Raw genomic sequence first — 16,869 nt, forward strand, 5'->3', positions numbered from 1 at the left:
TTGAATTGTGATAGGATGCCCAAACGAATTCGCCTCCATGGGGTTTTTATGTACAGATCACCTTCAAGTTTCTTTTTATGCACTATTTGCAATCCATACGTCAAAATTGTAGTACATACACCCATTGGTACCATGCATCATTATGCTGATGCACGGTCTCGCTTGAATCTTTAAATTGGAAGGTTCAACACTCAAGCTATGCGGGCAATCATTGTGGATGATGAAGCGGCTGCCATAAACAGCCTTTCGTGGGAATTGAGAAAGTACCCCGATTTTATTTCGGTAATAGAGACCTTTACATCACCAAAGGACGCTATTTCAGGAATCAATTATCTGAAGCCAGACTGTGTTTTCCTGGATATAGAGATGCCGGAGATGAGCGGGTTTTCCCTGTTGGACAAACTGGAATACCGCAATTTTGCCATTGTGATCACCACGGCCTATAACCAATATGCCATTCAGGCCATAAAGGAAAGTGCCGTGGATTATTTGCTGAAACCCGTGGATCAGGATGATATTCAAGGGGTTATTGAAAAACTGAAAAAATTGAACGGCCAGCAAAGTTTTCAGCATCAATTTAAACAGACCTTCGAGGCCCTTTCCCGGGCAAGTGCGCCTCAATTGATCCAGATTCCCGTTAGTGGAAAGATTCTTTTTTTGCGCTTGGCGGACATTGTGTACTGTGAGTCGGACGGGAATTATTCCAAGGTTTACCTGGAATCCGGGGAACAAGTACTGGTGTCCAAAAAACTCAAGGAACTGGAGGAACTTTTGCCTGCACGGTTGTTTTTCAGGATTCATAATTCCTTCATAGTGCATTTGCTCAAGGTGGACGAATACATTCGGAATGATGGATACCTTGTCCTCTCAAACAATAGTAAGATACCGATATCAAGAAATAAAAAGGATGCCTTTCTCCACAGAATGGCCCAATAATATGAATGCATGGTAAATGGGGTGATGGATTTCTTCGCGGAGAGCAACCAAAACGGTTTTGGTTTCTTTGTGGTGTCCGTTCTTTTTTACCTATTTGTTTTTTTTCTGATTCAATTTTTTCAGCACAAGAAACGGTTTTACCTCTTTTATGCCCTTTACGCCCTAATCACGGGGATAACATTGATGAAATATGTGGATGGGGTATTTTTCAGTGACTTTTTTAACGCTCCCGCCGGAAGGATTTTTAATAGATGGTTCCACTATCCTTCCCAATGGATGGCTTCTATTCTGTTCATACTTTTCATTGCGGAAATCATGGGCTTTAAAAAGGACCATCCCAAGTTTGTGAAATTTGTTAAATGGGGTTATTGGGGCATGGCTCCTCTTTATTTTACATTATGGGTGGTTTATGTGTTCAATCCCAGATCATACCTGATCGATTATTGTGAGGCCTTTGTTTTGCTTCCGATGAACCTTATTGCCTTTATTTGGGGTTTTGGTCTTGTGGTCAAACAAAATAGGATCATAAAATGGTACATTCTTTTTGGGATGACCTCGCTGTTTATTTCCTATCTGATCATTTCCCTGTATTCGTTAAAGGCCAAAACCGCCAATACGGAAACCCTTTATATTTTTTATGTGGGAGTGCTTTTGGAAAGTTTGATGTTTGCCTTGGCCATAGGTTTGGAGCAGAAAATGGTGTATGTGCAAAAGGCACATGTACAGAAAAAATATATTGACCAACTGGAAGAAAACCAGTCGATAAAGGAAAGCATAAATAAGGCCCTGTCCGATGAATTGGTGCAGACCAAGGCAGAGATTGTAGGTCTTAGTACGGAGGCACAAAAGGAACGGTCGGAAAAATTGGCCATTAAGGTGGAAAACAAAATTGCCCAACTGCGATTGGAGGCCCTTCGCAGTCAAATGAACCCACACTTCATCTTCAATGCCCTAAACTCCATCAAATCCTATTTTATTGAGAACAACCAAGAAAAGGCGATTTATTATTTGGGGCGGTTCTCTAAATTGATCCGTGGTATTTTGGAAAGTTCCAGGAAAGACCTCATCACTTTGGAAGAAGAGATGAACATTATTAAAATGTATGTGGAAATAGAGAGCGATCGCTTTAAAAACGGTATGGAATATGTCTTGGAAATGGATAAGGACATCCCCGCCCATATCATTGTAGTGCCATCGTTATTGTTACAGCCCTTTGTAGAAAATTCCATTTGGCACGGACTCTCAACCCAAGCCGGAAAAAAGAAACTGACCATTAAGATTGAGGGCCAGAATCCATCGGACCACCTAAAGATTACCATTTCGGATAATGGGATCGGTAGACAGGCATCCCGTGCCAAAAACATTCAAAATCCGTTAAAAGGACAATCATTGGGACTTTCCATAATCAAGGATCGGTTGGATTTCTTTTCCAAGAAATATCAAGGCGATTTCAATTTCGCCATCAGTGATCTTAAGGATGAAAAATCAGGAAAGCCTTTAGGTACCGAAGTGGTGATCCATCTGCCAAAGTTGATGCCCGAGACAGACCAACTGGAAAAGAATTTTTAAAACTCAACCTATATTCCAAAGATTTATCCGAATTTGAACAGGTAAAATCTCGTTGAACCAAAATGGACATTGCCATTCTTTCTGTGAGCCATCACGTATACTCCACCAAACGGATCATTGAGGAGGCAGAGCGAGCAGGCCATTATGTGGAATCTATTGATCATACCAAATGTTCCGTGAAATTGGGACCGAATAAACCCCAGATCTATTTTGGTTCAGAAAACATTACAGAAGAATTCGATGCCATAATCCCAAGGATTGGAACAACGGTTACCCGCCATGGAGCTGCCATTGTAAAACAATTCGAGATTAATGATGTTTTCACCAGTGCCAAATCCTTGGGCATCCTTAAGGCAAGGAACAAGGTGACCACCCTGCAACTTTTGTCAAAAAGAGGGATTCCGATTCCTGAAACCGTATTTTCCATCAACCCGGACAATGTGGAACACCAAATTGAACTTTTGGGAGGACCGCCTGTCATCATCAAACTACAAGAAGGAACACAGGGCAAGGGAGTGATGTTGGCAGAAAGCAAAAAATCGGCAAAGTCCATCATCGATACCCTATACAACATGAACACCAGTATTTTGCTACAACAATATATAGAGGAAGCGAAGGGAGAAGATCTGAGGATAATTGTGGTAGGGAACAAGATCGTGGCCAGTATGAGACGAACCAGTGGGCTGGATGATTTTAGGTCCAACGTGCACCGGGGTGCTGATACCCATGCGGTACAACTGACCCCAAGGGAAAAATTTATTGCCATACATGCCACCAAACATTTGGGCCTTGGGGTCGCCGGGGTAGACCTGATCCGTTCCAACAATGGACCCTTGTTGATTGAGGTCAACGCATCACCGGGCCTCAAAGGAATTGAGGCGGCCACCAAGGTGAACGTGGCAAGGCACATCATTCAATTTGTAGAAAAGCATGGCCGAAGAAATCGAAAATAAGAGCATCACCATTAATGGGGAAACCATTGCCCCCGGGGAACAAAAACTGGTACAGATGAACATTGCCAGATTGCCCACGGGAACCTTGATCGATATTCCAGTTCATGTGTTCAACGGAAAAAAAGCAGGACCTACCGTTTTGATCCAAGCAGGTTTGCACGGAGATGAGATTAATGGTGTGGAAACTTTGAGAAGGTTGTTGCAGGAAGATTTCTTTCAAGTAAAAAAAGGGGCGGTGATCGTGGTTCCAATATTGAACATTTTTGGTTTTATCCATTTCTCCAGGGACGTTCCCGATGGTAAGGATGTAAACCGGAGTTTTCCCGGTTCAAAAACAGGGTCGCTTGCCAGCAGGATCGCCCATACCTATACCGAGCAGATCTTGCCCCAGGTTCATTATGGTATCGATCTGCATACAGGTGGAGGCCAAAGGCACAACCATCCGCAGGTACGGTATTCTAGCAATGATCCAAAAAGCAAGGAATTGGCCCAAATTTTTGGGGCACCCTTTTATTTTTCCTCACGAATGATAACAGGTTCGTTCCGAAAGGTTATGTTTAAGATGGGAGTACCAACAATGGTCTACGAGGCCGGTGAAAGTATGCGTTTTGATGAAAATGCCATAGCGACCGCATCAAAAGGCATCCAAAATGTTTTGGCCTATTTGGGCATGCTGCCCAAAGACATGGGCACAACTTCAGATCCATCGATCCATCTAGAACAAACAAGATGGACAAGGGCACCAAGGGCAGGAATGTTCATACCTCAAGTGTACAATGGGCAATGGGTGGAAAAGGGTCAAGTGTTGGGTTTGGTGGCCGATACGTATGCCAAAAAGAACAAAAAGGTAAAAGCGGCTTTTGATGGATTTGTCATTTGTATCAACCACCAAGCGGTGGTGAACCAGGGCGACGCCCTCTTTCATTTAGGAAGATAGGTTGAGGCGTTTGTCGTTTACTTGGTTTAGGCTCCATTTAATGGCACTTTCCAGATCTGAAAATTGTCTAATGTTTTTCCGGAAAAACATCTTTTCCAAAACCAAACTGGCCAATCCACTTTGGTTGTAACTAACCACGGAATAAAATTCCAGCTCGTGCCGGTGTTTATAAAATTTAAGCCAATCGGTCGGCACCACAGAGTAGTTATGGATACGGTTGGAAATATAGGCGATGGGTTGCTCCCTTCCTAGCAACTCGTAGGCGGTATCTATTACTTTTTTTGCCATGGACCAACCAAAAGTTTCCCCTTCGTTGATCTCAGAAATGACCAATCCATCAAAAAAATAGAAAACACCGAATTGATATTCCCTTACCTGGCGTATATTTTTGAAGAAGTCCAACTCTTTTACCTTTTTCATAGTACCATTTCGTTAAGCTTGTGGTTATAAATAAAGGTAGAAAGGAAAGAAGCACGATAAGAGTCTTTTTTGCAAATACCGTCAAAAAATTGGCACATATCAGTTTTTGATTGATGAGCGACAAATTTAACCAAGAGCCATCAGAATTTACGCAATGTTTAATGAGAAACGATTCCTACAACAAATTCAAATCCTACACCTTCATTTTTCCATGTTCTTCAATTGAATTGCCAGTGCCTTGGTGGATAACTGAACTTCAAGGAACGAAAGAATCAAGGAAATGACCAAAAAAACCAGACTCACACCAAAAATGGCATTGGCCCACACATTCATTTCAACATAAACCAGGAACATGGTCACGGCTGCCAACAAAAAACTGATGATAGCCGAAGCCTGCATATTTTTTATGATCCCCAAGCGCTTTCTTAAATAAAGGATCTGTTGTTTTAAAGGTTGGGCCGAAGTTTCCTCAAATTGCTTGTGCAATTGTCTGATCAGGGCGGCGATGGCCAAATAACGTGCATTGTAAGCCAACATGGTCAATGAAATGGCAGGGAACAAAAGGGCAGGTATATTCAGGGAAAGTTGCATGGAGGCGTTTTATTGGTGAAGGTAATCATTTGTGATCGCTAACGCAATTGACTACTTTTGGACAAATCAAAATCAACAATATGAAATACTCCCCCATAGACAACAATCTTTTTGTGAAGAACCGCAAGAAATTCATGGACCAAATGAAGCCAAAAAGTATTGCCGTGTTCAATTCCAACGATATTTATCCGATAGGTGCGGACAGTACCATGCCGTTTGAACAGGCCCGTGATATTTTCTATCTGAGCGGGGCGGACCAAGAGGAAACCATTCTGCTGCTTTTTCCCGATGCGATGGACAAAAAGAAAAGGGAAATACTCTTTGTTCGGGAAACGAACGATCATATTGCCGTATGGGAAGGCGCCAAACTTACCAAGGATCAGGCTACTGCGGTTTCAGGCATTGAAACTATTTATTGGTTGACCGATTTTGACAAGATCTTTTTTGATTTGATGACGGAGGCCGACACCATCTATTTCAACACCAACGAGCATTATCGCCAAGCTGTGGAAACCCAGACCCGGGAAGATCGGTTCATTGAAAAATGTAAAAAGCAATACCCGGCGCACCAATGGGCCAAGAGCAACCCCATTTTGCAACAGATCCGTGGGGTAAAGGAACCTGAGGAAATCACTTTGATGCAAATTGCCTGCGATATTACCGAAAAAGGATTCCGAAGAATTCTTGAATTTATAAAACCGGGAGTATGGGAATATGAAATTGAGGCCGAGTTTCTGCATGAGTTTGTTCGCAATCGCTCAAAAGGATTTGCCTATGCCCCGATCATTGCAGCAGGGGCCAATGCCAATGTGCTTCACTATTTGGAAAATAACAGACAAGCGAAGGATGGGGACATGATCTTAATGGATTTGGCCGCCGAATATGCCAATTATTCCAGTGATCTTACTAGAACCGTTCCTGCCAATGGAAAGTTTTCCGACCGCCAAAAGCAAGTATACAGTGCCGTGCTCCGGGTAAAGAATGAGGCTACCAAAATGTTGGTGCCGGGCACCATTTGGGCCGAATACCACAAAGAGGTCGGGAAGATCATGACTTCTGAATTGATTGGCCTTGGACTTTTGGACAAAGCCGATGTGCAGAACGAAAACCCCGATTGGCCCGCTTACAAAAAATACTTTATGCACGGAACAAGCCACCATATTGGTCTGAACACCCATGATTATGGCGAATTGAAGACCCCTATGAAAGCCAATATGGTCTTTACGGTGGAACCCGGCATCTATATCCCTGCGGAGGGAATGGGAATCCGTTTGGAGGACGATGTGGTCATCCAAGAAAAAGGAGAACCCTTCAATTTGATGCGGAACATCCCTATTGAAATCGAGGAAATTGAGGAGTTGATGAACAAATAATGGGTTTTATGGTCATGCTGAGCGAAGTGAGGCATCTCATTTTTGTTGATTTTAGATTCTTCATCCTGATGCTATCAGGACGTTCAGAATGACTTCTAGCCAATAAACGAAGGGTATGCGTCTAGTTTTTTTACTGATACAAGTCGATATTGAAAAGAAAATGCAGGAAGCTCCGGACAGTTCCTATGAAATTGGGGTCGTTATCGGAAGCTACCTGCCCTTTGTGGTCTTGGCCGGGGTTGCCTATGCCATTTATTACTTCAACAAAAAGAAACGAGGCACGGAGTAGTTGATGGGTTTTTTAACTATAACCTTTTGACAAATCGATCAAAAGCCAATTAATGGATTTCAATTCTGTAACCTAATCCGAAAAGAGGTCGTCCAACCTTCCAAATCAAAAAACGGAAGGCAAGCATGAAATACATTTTCAGGACTATGGTTTTACCCCTGTTCCTAATTTTTGTTTTAGGTATTCAACAGCATTTGACAGCACAGGATTTGGAATCCGAAATCGACCAAGTTTTGGAAACCAAATTTGAAAGCAACGGCCCTGGTGCGGTTTTTTTGGCAACTAAAAACGGAAAGATTATCTACAACAAGGCCTTTGGACTTTCCAATCTGGAGCTTCAGATACCCATGCAGACCGATAATGTTTTTGAGATCGGCTCCATGACCAAACAGTTTACGGCGGTTGCCATTTTGATGCTAATGGAGGAAGGCAAGTTGGGACTGGAAGAGGAGACTACCCAATATATTCCGGAATATCCCACACATGGGCACCGGATTACCATTCATCATTTGTTGACCCACACTTCTGGCATCAAGGATTTCACAAAGGTCAAAGGACTCAACGCCATCGCCCAAAACCATATGGAGCCCATGGAAATTATTGATTTTTTCAAGGACGAGCCTATGGATTTTGCGCCTGGAGCGGAATTCAAATACAACAATTCAGGGTATGTGCTATTGGGGTACATCATTGAAAAGGTATCCGAAATGAGCTATGAAGATTTTGTGGAGCAGCGCATTTTTAATAGGTTGGGCATGCCATCTTCACGTTATGCAAGCCATAGCGAAGTGGTACCCAAAAGAGCATCTGGGTACCACAAAAGGGAAGATTACATCAATGCCCGACACATCAGTTTTTCCATTCCCTACGCATCGGGTTCGTTGATGTCCACGGTAGCAGATATGTTCACTTGGGAAGAGGCCATCAAAAACCATGTGCTGCTAAGTAAGGAAACCACCCAATTGGCCTTCACCAATTATACGTTGAACAATGGCGACCCCATTCATTATGGCTACGGCTGGCATGTTAAAGAGATGGAGGATACGTTGAGCTATGAACACGGAGGGTCCATTTTCGGGTTTAAGTCCATGGGGGTGTATTTGCCCCAAGAGGACATTTATGTGATCGGGTTGAGCAACTGTGATTGCAACTCCCCTACGGAGGTGACCAGGGAAATAGCAAAAATGGTTTTAGAGACCAACCAAACGGATTGAAAACACTTTGAATATTGGTACCTTTAGTGGTATGAAAATCTATATTATTGGGGCAGGGGCTGTTGGGAAGGCCCTGGCCGTATGCATACAACATCAAGGTAAACAAGTGGAATTGGTTCGCGGGCATGTGGACGAGGGCGTTCCAGAGAAACAAAAGATAACCCTTCAGTTTAAGGATGGAACCGAAATCCAGGAAGATGTTCAGGTTAGCATCTTGAAAGACCACCATCAATTGAACGGTCTTGTGGTACTGACCAACAAATCGTTCGGTAATGAAATGCTTTCAAAAAAACTGGAGGAGAAAACCAAAAACTCACCCATCGTTCTTTTGCAGAATGGCCTTGGGGTGGAACAACCCTTTTTGCGGAAAGGGTTCTCGGAAGTCTATCGATGTGTTCTTTTTGTGACCTGCCAGCATATAGATGAGAACACGATCAGTTATAAACCTGTGGCAGAATCCCCGATTGGCATCATAAACCAAAATACCTCCGATTTAAAAACGGTAGTGGAAAACCTCGATACCCCGAATTTTAGGTTTGTTGAGGAAACCGATATCCAACGAATCATTTGGAAGAAGGCTATTGCCAACTGCGTCTTTAATTCGATTTGTCCCTTATTGGAAGTGGATAATGGCATTTTCCACAGGAATGAGGAGGTGATGTCCATAGCCAAAAGAGTGATTGCCGAATGCGCTTTGATCGCCAACAAAAAGGGAATAGATTTGGGCGTTTATGAGCTAGAGGATCAGGTTTTGAAAATCAGCAGAATGTCCGATGGGCAATTCATTTCGACCCTACAGGACATCAATAATAAAAGGGAGACCGAGATAGACACGTTGAACTTTGAAATTTTCCGAATGGCGCAGGCTTTGAACGTGTCGGACAAAGTTCAAGAAACCAGATTGTTGGGAGAATTGGTCAAATGGAAATCGGAATTGCCCCGTAGTTGATACCTTTTGATTATTGCTCTAAAATCCCCTAAATTCACAGTCTTATGGAAAAGCAACAACAGTTGTACAAAACAGCTTTCGGATTGGCCTTGTTCACCATCTTTTACAATGTGGTGGAGGGCATCGTTTCCACCTATTTGGGTTTTGAGGATGAAAGTCTGGCCCTTTTCGGCTTTGGAACCGATAGTTTTATTGAGGTGATTTCGGGGTTGGGCATTGCGCATATGATCCTACGCATCCAGAAAAACCCTGAAAGCAATCGGGACAATTTTGAACGCACCGCACTGCGTATCACCGGGGTTGCCTTTTACATTTTGGTAGCGGGATTGGTAGTTACCAGTCTCTACAATATTTGGACAGGGCATCGCCCGTTGACCACCTTTTGGGGCGTTGTAATTTCCTTGATTTCCATTTTGATCATGTGGGTATTGGTTTTGTGGAAAAGGAAGGTAGGTAACCAACTCCATTCCGCCCCTATTTTGGCAGATGCCAATTGCACCTTGGTCTGCATCTACATGTCCATCATTTTGTTGGTAAGCAGTGGAGTGTATGAACTTTTCAATATACCTTATATTGATAGTTTGGGAACCCTGGGTTTGGCATATTTTGCCTATAAGGAAGGTAAGGAATGTTTTGAAAAAGCCAATAGCGACAAACACTGTTGCTGTACCTGAAGAGTTGAATTTTTATGGATAGAAGAGCACACTGGCAACAGGTGTATGGGACCAAATCTCCCGATGAGGTAAGCTGGACGCAAAAGCGACCCAGTACTTCTTTGGAATTTATAGAAAGTTTTACACTTGACAAAGATGCCAAGATCATTGATGTGGGTGGCGGCGACAGCAATTTGGTGGATTTTTTATTGGATTTGGGATATTCCGATATCACAGTGCTCGACATTTCCGCAAAAGCCTTGGAAAAGGCTCAAAACCGTTTGGGGGAACGTGCCGGTAAGGTGAAGTGGGTGGTGAGTGACGTTGTCGAATACCATCCCATGGAAACCTTTGATCTTTGGCATGATCGAGCTGCCTTTCATTTTTTGACTGACCCTGAGCAAATCGACACCTATCTTAAACTGGTCGATCAATATGTGTCCAAATATTTGGTATTGGGTACTTTTTCAGAAGCAGGCCCCACCAAATGCAGCGGTCTCGAAATCCAACAATACTCGGAAAAATCAATGACAGAATTGTTCGGGAAAAAGTTCGACAAAATCAAATGTCTCACCGAAGACCACATGACTCCATTTGGCACCAAACAAAATTTTCTGTTCTGTGGTTTCGGAAAAAAGGATCTTTGATCTAAAAGAATGCATTTTATTGGATATATTGTACTTCTATCTAAACAAACCTTCAATGAAACATGTTATCAACACCAACAATAATGTAGTACTGAAAGGAGCACTCACAATATGTTCCCTTTTTATTTTTGGAACTATCATGGCATCAACCCCAAAAATTGATACAGAAGTACAAGAAACTTTTGTGGTGACCTTGGTCGCTCCCGAAAATGGATCCTACACAGTTTCCCCAGAACTACCTGCTGACGGACAAGTAGCTACAGGGACCGAATTGACCATTACGGCAACCCCGTCTGAAGGATATAGCTTGGATGTGGTGTATTACACCTTCAAAGGGGGCATGTGGGGAACAACGAGCGTTGAGAATTTCACCCCGACCATGAAGATCAAAGTGGACAAGGACATGTCCGTAGGGGCCACTTTTGTAGAGAGTAACTTGGTCGATAACCTGAATGTGACCCATGATGTGGTGTATGCCAAACCGGGTGTTAAACCATTAAAATATGATGTGTTTGCCCCAAAAGGCGCAAAGGACCTTCCTGCCGTGGTAATCATTCATGGTGGAGGATGGTCTTCCAATAACGAGGATGTGATGAGGGGATTGGCCAGGGAACTCACCAAAGGGAATCAATATGTGGTGTTCAGTATGGATTACCGTTGGGTGAACAACTTGGATGGGGATGCAACACCTAATTCTATGCACAATTTGATTGAGGATGTTTTTGGTGGTATTGCCCATATTCAGGAACATGCGAGGGAATATGGGGCCAATCCGACCAAAATTGCGGTGACGGGCGATAGTGCGGGCGGGCATCTTTCTGCAGCAGCGGCAGTGCTGAGCCCCATGATCGGCGATGGCGGTTTTGGAACAACGGAAGGTGTTTTTGAGTACATGCCCACCTATATGCCAAAAGGCAAATCCGTGGATGAGGTTAAAAAGGAGATTGTGGATGCCGTTCAAGTGGCGGCTCCAAGTTATGGCCCATTTGATTCCAAGGATTTTAAAATGTTCATTCAGCAGACGGATCAAGGGTATTTGGATGCCGTTTCGCCCATTAAGCACATACCTAATGTGGCCGATCGCACCATCCCCCATTTTATTGTGCGGGGTTCCCAGGACGCTTTGATCAGTGATGCCGTGGTACAACCCTACATAGACTTGTTAAAGGAGAATGGACAAACGGTGGAGTATTTGGTGGTCGATGGCGTTGGGCATGCTTTTTTTGACTGGAAACCCGATGCACAGACCCGGGCCACATTTGAAAAATACGGGGTTCCCTATGCCGCCGAAATGAAATCTTTTTTTGATTCGGTTTTTTACTAAGCGAGTTCGGATTTTTGTTGGATCATGTTTGAAACAACAAAGGCTATAAGAGCGGGCAGTACCCATCCCAATTGATGTTGGCTTAAAGGTATCCATGAGGTGTATGGGTCGATGGGTTCCCTAAAACCAATACTTCCCAAAAAATCAGGAATACTGAAAAGTATGGTTGCCAAGACCACGTTTTTGAATACCGTGGGCGTGGTAAATCTATCGGGCAATACGTTCAACAAAATCAATATAATGGTGATGGGGTAGATGAACATAAGGGCCGGCAACGCCACGGCAATGATGTAACCCACATTGAACTGCCCCACCAAAACACCCAAAACGCAGCCCACAAAGGCAGTGATCCTGTAAGCCAAAGCAGAGTCCTTGAACTGGCTCTTCACAAAATCCGAAGTGCCGGTAACGATACCAACAGCGGTGGTGAAACAGGCCAGGCTGACCAAAACACTCAAAAATAGGTTGGCCGTGTTGCCCAAAGTTGCTATGCTGATGCCACTCAACAATGCGGTTCGGGAAATATCCCCATCAAAGGATTTTCCAAAAAGGGCGCCCGTCAAAATTAGTCCAGTGTAAATGATAAAAAGGCCGAGACCCGCCCAAAACCCGGCCGTACGGATCAATCGTTTTTTGTCATCATAGGCCAAATCCTTCTCTTTCAGGTTGATGGACACTATGATAACGGCTCCGACCACCACGGCACCAATGGCATCAAAGGTTTGATAGCCTTCCAAAATTCCATAGCTGAATGGACTGGCCAGGGTGGAATCGGCAAAATCAAAATCCAATGTAAAACCTGCAATGGCAATGATCAGTATCAAAACGATCAAGATGCCGGGGGTGAGCAATTTCCCAATAAGATCGAGCACCTTGGTCCTATTGATGGCAAAAATGAAAACCAATACAAAATAGATCAGACTGGTAAGGAGGTATGGGGTATCCCAAAAAGGTTGTATGGCCATTTCATGGGTCACCGAAGCTGTCCGGGGTGAGGGCAACGCAATGGCGATGGCATACATGATAAAACAATACACCGTACTGAAGAGGGGCGAAACTTTTTTGGCAAAATCGAACATGGTACCCTGTAATTTGGCATGGGCCAGAATACCCATCAAAGGGACCACAACACCCGAAACACAGAACCCCAAGGCTACCAACCACCACAGATTTCCAGCTTTGAAACCCAGAAGAGGCGGAAGAATAAGGTTGCCTGCCCCAAAAAAGAGGGAAAAAAGGGCAAAAGAGGTAATTGTTAACGATTTTTTGTCCATGGATTGTTGATAATTTCTAATCGATGTGGTATATTTCAAAAGTGTTTTTTAACGGATTTTCATGACTTTTTGCCGATAAGCCTGCATTTCATCGAAAAAAGGACTTTGTTGGGAAGCGTACAAAATAAAAAGTTATTAACATCCGTTCCTATAAAAAAGCTGAACCAAAAACAATTTGATATAAACAAAACTACTATTAACCAAATTACGGCATTTTTCGATTCCCCAAATCGTATGCATGCTTTTTCCAAACTTACTGGCCTATGAAAACTTCTACCCACCACCACGGCAACAAATTCTCATCATTTTTCTGCAATTTGTTCGGTCACCATTATGTGGTTTCCAAAAAAGTTACGCAACACATCAAGGAATACAAATGCCTTCATTGCCAGAAAGAGGTCACGACGGATGTCAGCGGCAACCTATCTGTCTTGACACCCCAAATGCAAGAAATCAACAGTACATTGGAAGATATGTACAGAAAAAGAAAAAGTAGGGTAGTGCACCAAGTGGCATAGCCCTTTTTTATTTTTTAAGAGGCCCAAATCTTTGATCCCGGAAACTTAAGTAATTGCCTACTGCTATCGGTTGCGTGCCCCAAAACCATGGTAGGGATGCCCTTGATTTTCGGGATTTTTTTATGTCTTGAACGAGTTCCAGCCCTGCGCCGTAATGGGAATTTTGGTCTCGGCCCTTGTAATCAAATGTACCCCTTCGCTTTTCTGCGTCATATGCCCGATAACCGTTAGGTTCGGATTGCCCTTTATCTTAGGAAAATCGGCCTGGTCAATGGTGAATAGCAGTTCGTAATCTTCCCCACCTGCCAAAGCTACCATGGTACTGTCCATTTTAAATTCCTCACAGGTAGAAATGACTGAAGGATCTAATGGAATTTTATTTTCGAACAGATTGCAACCCACTCCCCCGTGTTTGCACAAATGCAATATTTCCGAAGAAAGTCCATCACTGATGTCGATCATGGAAGTCGGTTTAACCTCCAGCTTTTCCAACAATTCTACCATGTCCTTTCGGGCCTCTGGTTTTAGTTGGCGCTCCACAAGATAGGAGTAGGGTTCCAGATCAGGTTGACTGTTCGGGTTGACCTTGTACACTTCTTTTTCACGTTCCAAAACCTGCAGGCCCAAATAGGCACCGCCCAAATCCCCGGTCACCACCAAAAGATCGTTCGGTTTGCTGCCCTTTCGGTACACAATTTGGGACTCATCCGCGGAGCCAATAGCCGTCACACTAATGATCATTCCTTTGTTGGACGAGGTAGTATCCCCTCCAACCAGATCCACGTTGTACATCTTGCAGGCCAACGCCACACCCTGGTAAAATTCTTCAAGGGCTTCCAAAGAAAACCTATTGGAAACCGCCATGGAAATGGTTATTTGAGTGGCCATGGCATTCATGGCATAAATATCTGAAAGATTGACCATTACGGATTTGTATCCCAAATGCTTAAGGGGCATGTAACTCAGGTCAAAATGGACTCCTTCCACCAACATATCGGTAGAAACGACCACTTTTTTGCCCTTGAAGTCCATCACTGCGGCATCGTCGCCAACACCTACCAAAGAGGATGGTTGTTTCAATTCAAAATGTTGGGTCAGATGGTCGATCAGGCCAAATTCGCCCAATTCTTCCAAGGAAGTTCGTTGTGGATTCTTGTCTTCTAGCATTTTGCAAAAGTAAACAGGTAATTGTAAATTGTAAAGGGGGCAATGGGATAATATTTTTTACGACAAAGGCCTCAAAATATTGATGTAATGTTCCAGAAAGCCAGTGGGTACGAATTCCATAGAAAAGACCTATGGAATCATTCGTTATTATAATGTTAGTAAATGTGGTAAAACCCTTATTATACAGTATATTTGTGGGCTATTTAGATTAAATACAAGTAAGATGATAAAAGTATCGGATACGGCTAAACAAAAAGTGGTATCACTCATGACCGAGGAAGGTTATGATGCCACTACCGATTTTGTGCGTGTCGGCGTGAAGAGTGGTGGGTGCAGCGGATTGTCTTACGAATTGAAGTTTGACAAGACCGCGGCAGATACGGATAAAATTTTTGAGGACAACGAGGTTCGCATCATTGTGGACAAAAAGAGTTTTCTCTATTTGGTAGGCACCACATTGGAATATTCAGGAGGTTTGAACGGAAAAGGTTTTGTGTTCAACAATCCAAATGCCCAGCGCACTTGTGGTTGTGGCGAGAGCTTTTCACTTTAAATTGAAAACTGTTGATTGATCATTGTCAATTGACAAATTGAGAACGTATGGCATATACAGAGGAAGAATTAAAAAAAGAACTGGAGACCAAGGAATACGAGTACGGTTTCTACACGGATATTGAATCGGATACCTTTCCCAAAGGGTTGAACGAAGAAATCGTGATTGCCATCTCCAAAAAGAAGGATGAACCGGATTGGATGACGGAATGGCGATTGGAGGCTTATCGTGCTTGGACAGAAATGGAGGAGCCCGAGTGGGCGAACGTGACCTACAAAAAACCCAACTTTCAGGATATTTCCTATTATTCGGCTCCCAATAAGAAACCAAAATACGATAGCTTGGATGAGGTAGATCCCGAACTGTTGGATACTTTCAAAAAGTTAGGAATCTCGTTGGATGAGCAAAAGAAATTGGCGGGGGTTGCAGTGGATATCGTCATGGACTCCGTTTCCGTGGCCACCACTTTTAAAAAGACCTTGGCAGAAAAAGGCATTATTTTCTGTTCCATTTCCGAAGCGATAAAGGAACACCCTGAATTGGTTAAGAAATATATCGGTTCCGTTGTTCCCAAAAAAGATAACTTTTATGCCGCATTGAACTCGGCCGTATTCTCCGATGGGTCTTTCTGTTACATTCCAAAAGGGGTTAGGTGTCCGATGGAGCTTTCCACGTATTTCCGAATCAACCAAGCAGGGACTGGCCAGTTCGAGAGAACCCTTGTCATAGCGGATGAGGGCAGTTATGTAAGTTACTTGGAAGGATGTACCGCACCATCGCGGGACGAAAACCAATTGCACGCCGCGGTAGTGGAACTCATTGCTTTGGACAATGCCGAGATCAAATATTCAACCGTACAAAACTGGTTCCCAGGCGATAAGGAAGGTAAAGGAGGCGTCTACAACTTTGTGACCAAGCGTGGTCTTTGCGAAAAGAACGCGAAAATTTCATGGACCCAGGTAGAAACCGGTTCCGCCGTAACTTGGAAATACCCTTCCTGCATTTTGAAGGGAGACAACTCCATTGGCGAGTTCTATTCCATCGCAGTGACCAACAACTTTCAACAGGCCGATACCGGGACTAAGATGATCCACTTGGGCAAGAACACCAAGAGCACCATCATTTCCAAAGGTATTTCGGCAGGACAGTCCCAAAACAGTTACCGAGGCTTGGTGCAGGTGAGCAGCCGGGCAGACAATGCACGTAATTTCTCCCAGTGTGATTCCCTATTGATGGGCAACCGTTGCGGGGCACATACCTTCCCCTACATTGAGGTGAAGAACAAATCGGCACAGATAGAACACGAGGCCACCACAAGTAAGATCGGGGAAGACCAGATTTTCTATTGCAATCAACGCGGTATCGACACCGAAAAGGCCATTGCCTTGATCGTGAACGGTTTCAGTAAGGAGGTATTGAACAAACTGCCCATGGAATTTGCCGTGGAAGCCCAAAAACTATTGGAGATCAGCCTTGAGGGATCAGTAGGATAATTAAAGAAA

General features: G+C 43.6%; 18 protein-coding genes. 14 read left to right on the forward strand and 4 right to left on the reverse strand.

From position 1 onward, the window contains the following. Nucleotides 1–198: 198 nt before the first annotated feature. The 4 genes from GTK07_RS02630 to GTK07_RS02645 all read left to right on the forward strand — a co-directional run bounded on the left by GTK07_RS02630 (nucleotide 199) and on the right by GTK07_RS02645 (nucleotide 4,395). Complete coding sequence (locus GTK07_RS02630; RefSeq protein ID WP_163632753.1) at nucleotides 199–936, forward strand: LytR/AlgR family response regulator transcription factor; 738 nt, start codon at nucleotides 199–201, stop codon at nucleotides 934–936. 24 nt (nucleotides 937–960) lie between these two features. Next, entirely contained in the window at nucleotides 961–2,505 is a 1,545-nt protein-coding gene (locus GTK07_RS02635) for a sensor histidine kinase (RefSeq protein WP_163632754.1), read from the forward strand. A 62-nt stretch (nucleotides 2,506–2,567) separates the two neighbouring features. Next, nucleotides 2,568–3,458, forward strand: a complete 891-nt coding sequence (locus GTK07_RS02640; protein WP_163632757.1) for a RimK family alpha-L-glutamate ligase — start codon at nucleotides 2,568–2,570, stop codon at nucleotides 3,456–3,458. Further along, a complete protein-coding gene (locus GTK07_RS02645; RefSeq protein ID WP_163632759.1) occupies nucleotides 3,436–4,395 on the forward strand; it encodes a succinylglutamate desuccinylase/aspartoacylase family protein in 960 nt (319 codons plus the stop codon). The genes GTK07_RS02640 and GTK07_RS02645 overlap by 23 nt, the downstream gene beginning before the upstream one ends. On the opposite strand, the gene GTK07_RS02650 is transcribed toward GTK07_RS02645, so the two are convergent. Both GTK07_RS02650 and GTK07_RS02655 read right to left on the reverse strand, forming a co-directional pair. Then, nucleotides 4,384–4,815 carry a hypothetical protein gene (locus GTK07_RS02650; protein WP_163632760.1) on the reverse strand — a complete coding sequence of 144 codons (432 nt, stop codon included), beginning with the start codon at nucleotides 4,813–4,815 and terminating at the stop codon, nucleotides 4,384–4,386. The genes GTK07_RS02645 and GTK07_RS02650 overlap by 12 nt on opposite strands. A gap of 201 nt (nucleotides 4,816–5,016) precedes the next feature. After that, on the reverse strand, nucleotides 5,017–5,406 hold the full coding sequence (locus GTK07_RS02655) for a DUF2721 domain-containing protein (RefSeq protein ID WP_163632762.1): 390 nt from the start codon (nucleotides 5,404–5,406) through the stop codon (nucleotides 5,017–5,019). A gap of 80 nt (nucleotides 5,407–5,486) precedes the next feature. Between GTK07_RS02655 and GTK07_RS02660 the strand changes: the two genes are divergently transcribed. The 7 genes from GTK07_RS02660 (at nucleotide 5,487) to GTK07_RS02685 (ending at nucleotide 11,855) form a co-directional block, all read left to right on the forward strand. After that, nucleotides 5,487–6,779, forward strand: coding sequence for an aminopeptidase P family protein (locus tag GTK07_RS02660; RefSeq protein WP_163632764.1), 1,293 nt, complete (start codon nucleotides 5,487–5,489; stop codon nucleotides 6,777–6,779). A 115-nt stretch (nucleotides 6,780–6,894) separates the two neighbouring features. Further along, entirely contained in the window at nucleotides 6,895–7,068 is a 174-nt protein-coding gene (locus tag GTK07_RS19155) for a hypothetical protein (protein ID WP_203583702.1), read from the forward strand. Between the two features lie 125 nt (nucleotides 7,069–7,193). After that, a complete protein-coding gene (locus GTK07_RS02665) occupies nucleotides 7,194–8,282 on the forward strand; it encodes a serine hydrolase domain-containing protein (RefSeq protein WP_163632766.1) in 1,089 nt (362 codons plus the stop codon). A gap of 31 nt (nucleotides 8,283–8,313) precedes the next feature. Beyond that, on the forward strand, nucleotides 8,314–9,231 hold the full coding sequence (locus GTK07_RS02670) for a ketopantoate reductase family protein (RefSeq protein ID WP_163632768.1): 918 nt from the start codon (nucleotides 8,314–8,316) through the stop codon (nucleotides 9,229–9,231). 44 nt (nucleotides 9,232–9,275) lie between these two features. Then, nucleotides 9,276–9,905 carry a cation efflux transmembrane domain-containing protein gene (locus GTK07_RS02675; RefSeq protein WP_163632770.1) on the forward strand — a complete coding sequence of 210 codons (630 nt, stop codon included), beginning with the start codon at nucleotides 9,276–9,278 and terminating at the stop codon, nucleotides 9,903–9,905. A gap of 14 nt (nucleotides 9,906–9,919) precedes the next feature. After that, complete coding sequence (locus tag GTK07_RS02680) at nucleotides 9,920–10,531, forward strand: class I SAM-dependent methyltransferase (protein WP_163632772.1); 612 nt, start codon at nucleotides 9,920–9,922, stop codon at nucleotides 10,529–10,531. Between the two features lie 55 nt (nucleotides 10,532–10,586). Further along, nucleotides 10,587–11,855 carry an alpha/beta fold hydrolase gene (locus tag GTK07_RS02685; protein WP_203583703.1) on the forward strand — a complete coding sequence of 423 codons (1,269 nt, stop codon included), beginning with the start codon at nucleotides 10,587–10,589 and terminating at the stop codon, nucleotides 11,853–11,855. Here the strand turns inward: GTK07_RS02685 and brnQ are convergent. Continuing rightward, nucleotides 11,852–13,129, reverse strand: a complete 1,278-nt coding sequence (gene brnQ, locus GTK07_RS02690; protein ID WP_163633464.1) for a branched-chain amino acid transport system II carrier protein — start codon at nucleotides 13,127–13,129, stop codon at nucleotides 11,852–11,854. The two genes, GTK07_RS02685 and brnQ, sit on opposite strands and share 4 nt — an antisense overlap. Before the next feature lie 263 nt (nucleotides 13,130–13,392). Here brnQ and GTK07_RS02695 point away from each other — a divergent pair, with 263 nt between their 5' ends. After that, nucleotides 13,393–13,647, forward strand: coding sequence for a hypothetical protein (locus GTK07_RS02695; protein ID WP_163632774.1), 255 nt, complete (start codon nucleotides 13,393–13,395; stop codon nucleotides 13,645–13,647). 120 nt (nucleotides 13,648–13,767) lie between these two features. Here the strand turns inward: GTK07_RS02695 and thiL are convergent, their stop codons facing one another. After that, on the reverse strand, nucleotides 13,768–14,814 hold the full coding sequence (gene thiL / locus GTK07_RS02700) for a thiamine-phosphate kinase (protein ID WP_163632776.1): 1,047 nt from the start codon (nucleotides 14,812–14,814) through the stop codon (nucleotides 13,768–13,770). A gap of 223 nt (nucleotides 14,815–15,037) precedes the next feature. On the opposite strand from thiL, the gene GTK07_RS02705 reads away from it, so the two are divergent. Further along, nucleotides 15,038–15,367, forward strand: coding sequence for a HesB/IscA family protein (locus GTK07_RS02705; protein ID WP_163632777.1), 330 nt, complete (start codon nucleotides 15,038–15,040; stop codon nucleotides 15,365–15,367). A gap of 47 nt (nucleotides 15,368–15,414) precedes the next feature. Beyond that, nucleotides 15,415–16,860, forward strand: coding sequence for a Fe-S cluster assembly protein SufB (sufB, locus tag GTK07_RS02710; RefSeq protein ID WP_163632779.1), 1,446 nt, complete (start codon nucleotides 15,415–15,417; stop codon nucleotides 16,858–16,860). Nucleotides 16,861–16,869: the final 9 nt, after the last annotated feature.

It is taken from the genome of Flagellimonas sediminis (assembly GCF_010500845.1).
GTDB classification, from domain to species: Bacteria; Bacteroidota; Bacteroidia; order Flavobacteriales; family Flavobacteriaceae; genus Flagellimonas; species Flagellimonas sediminis.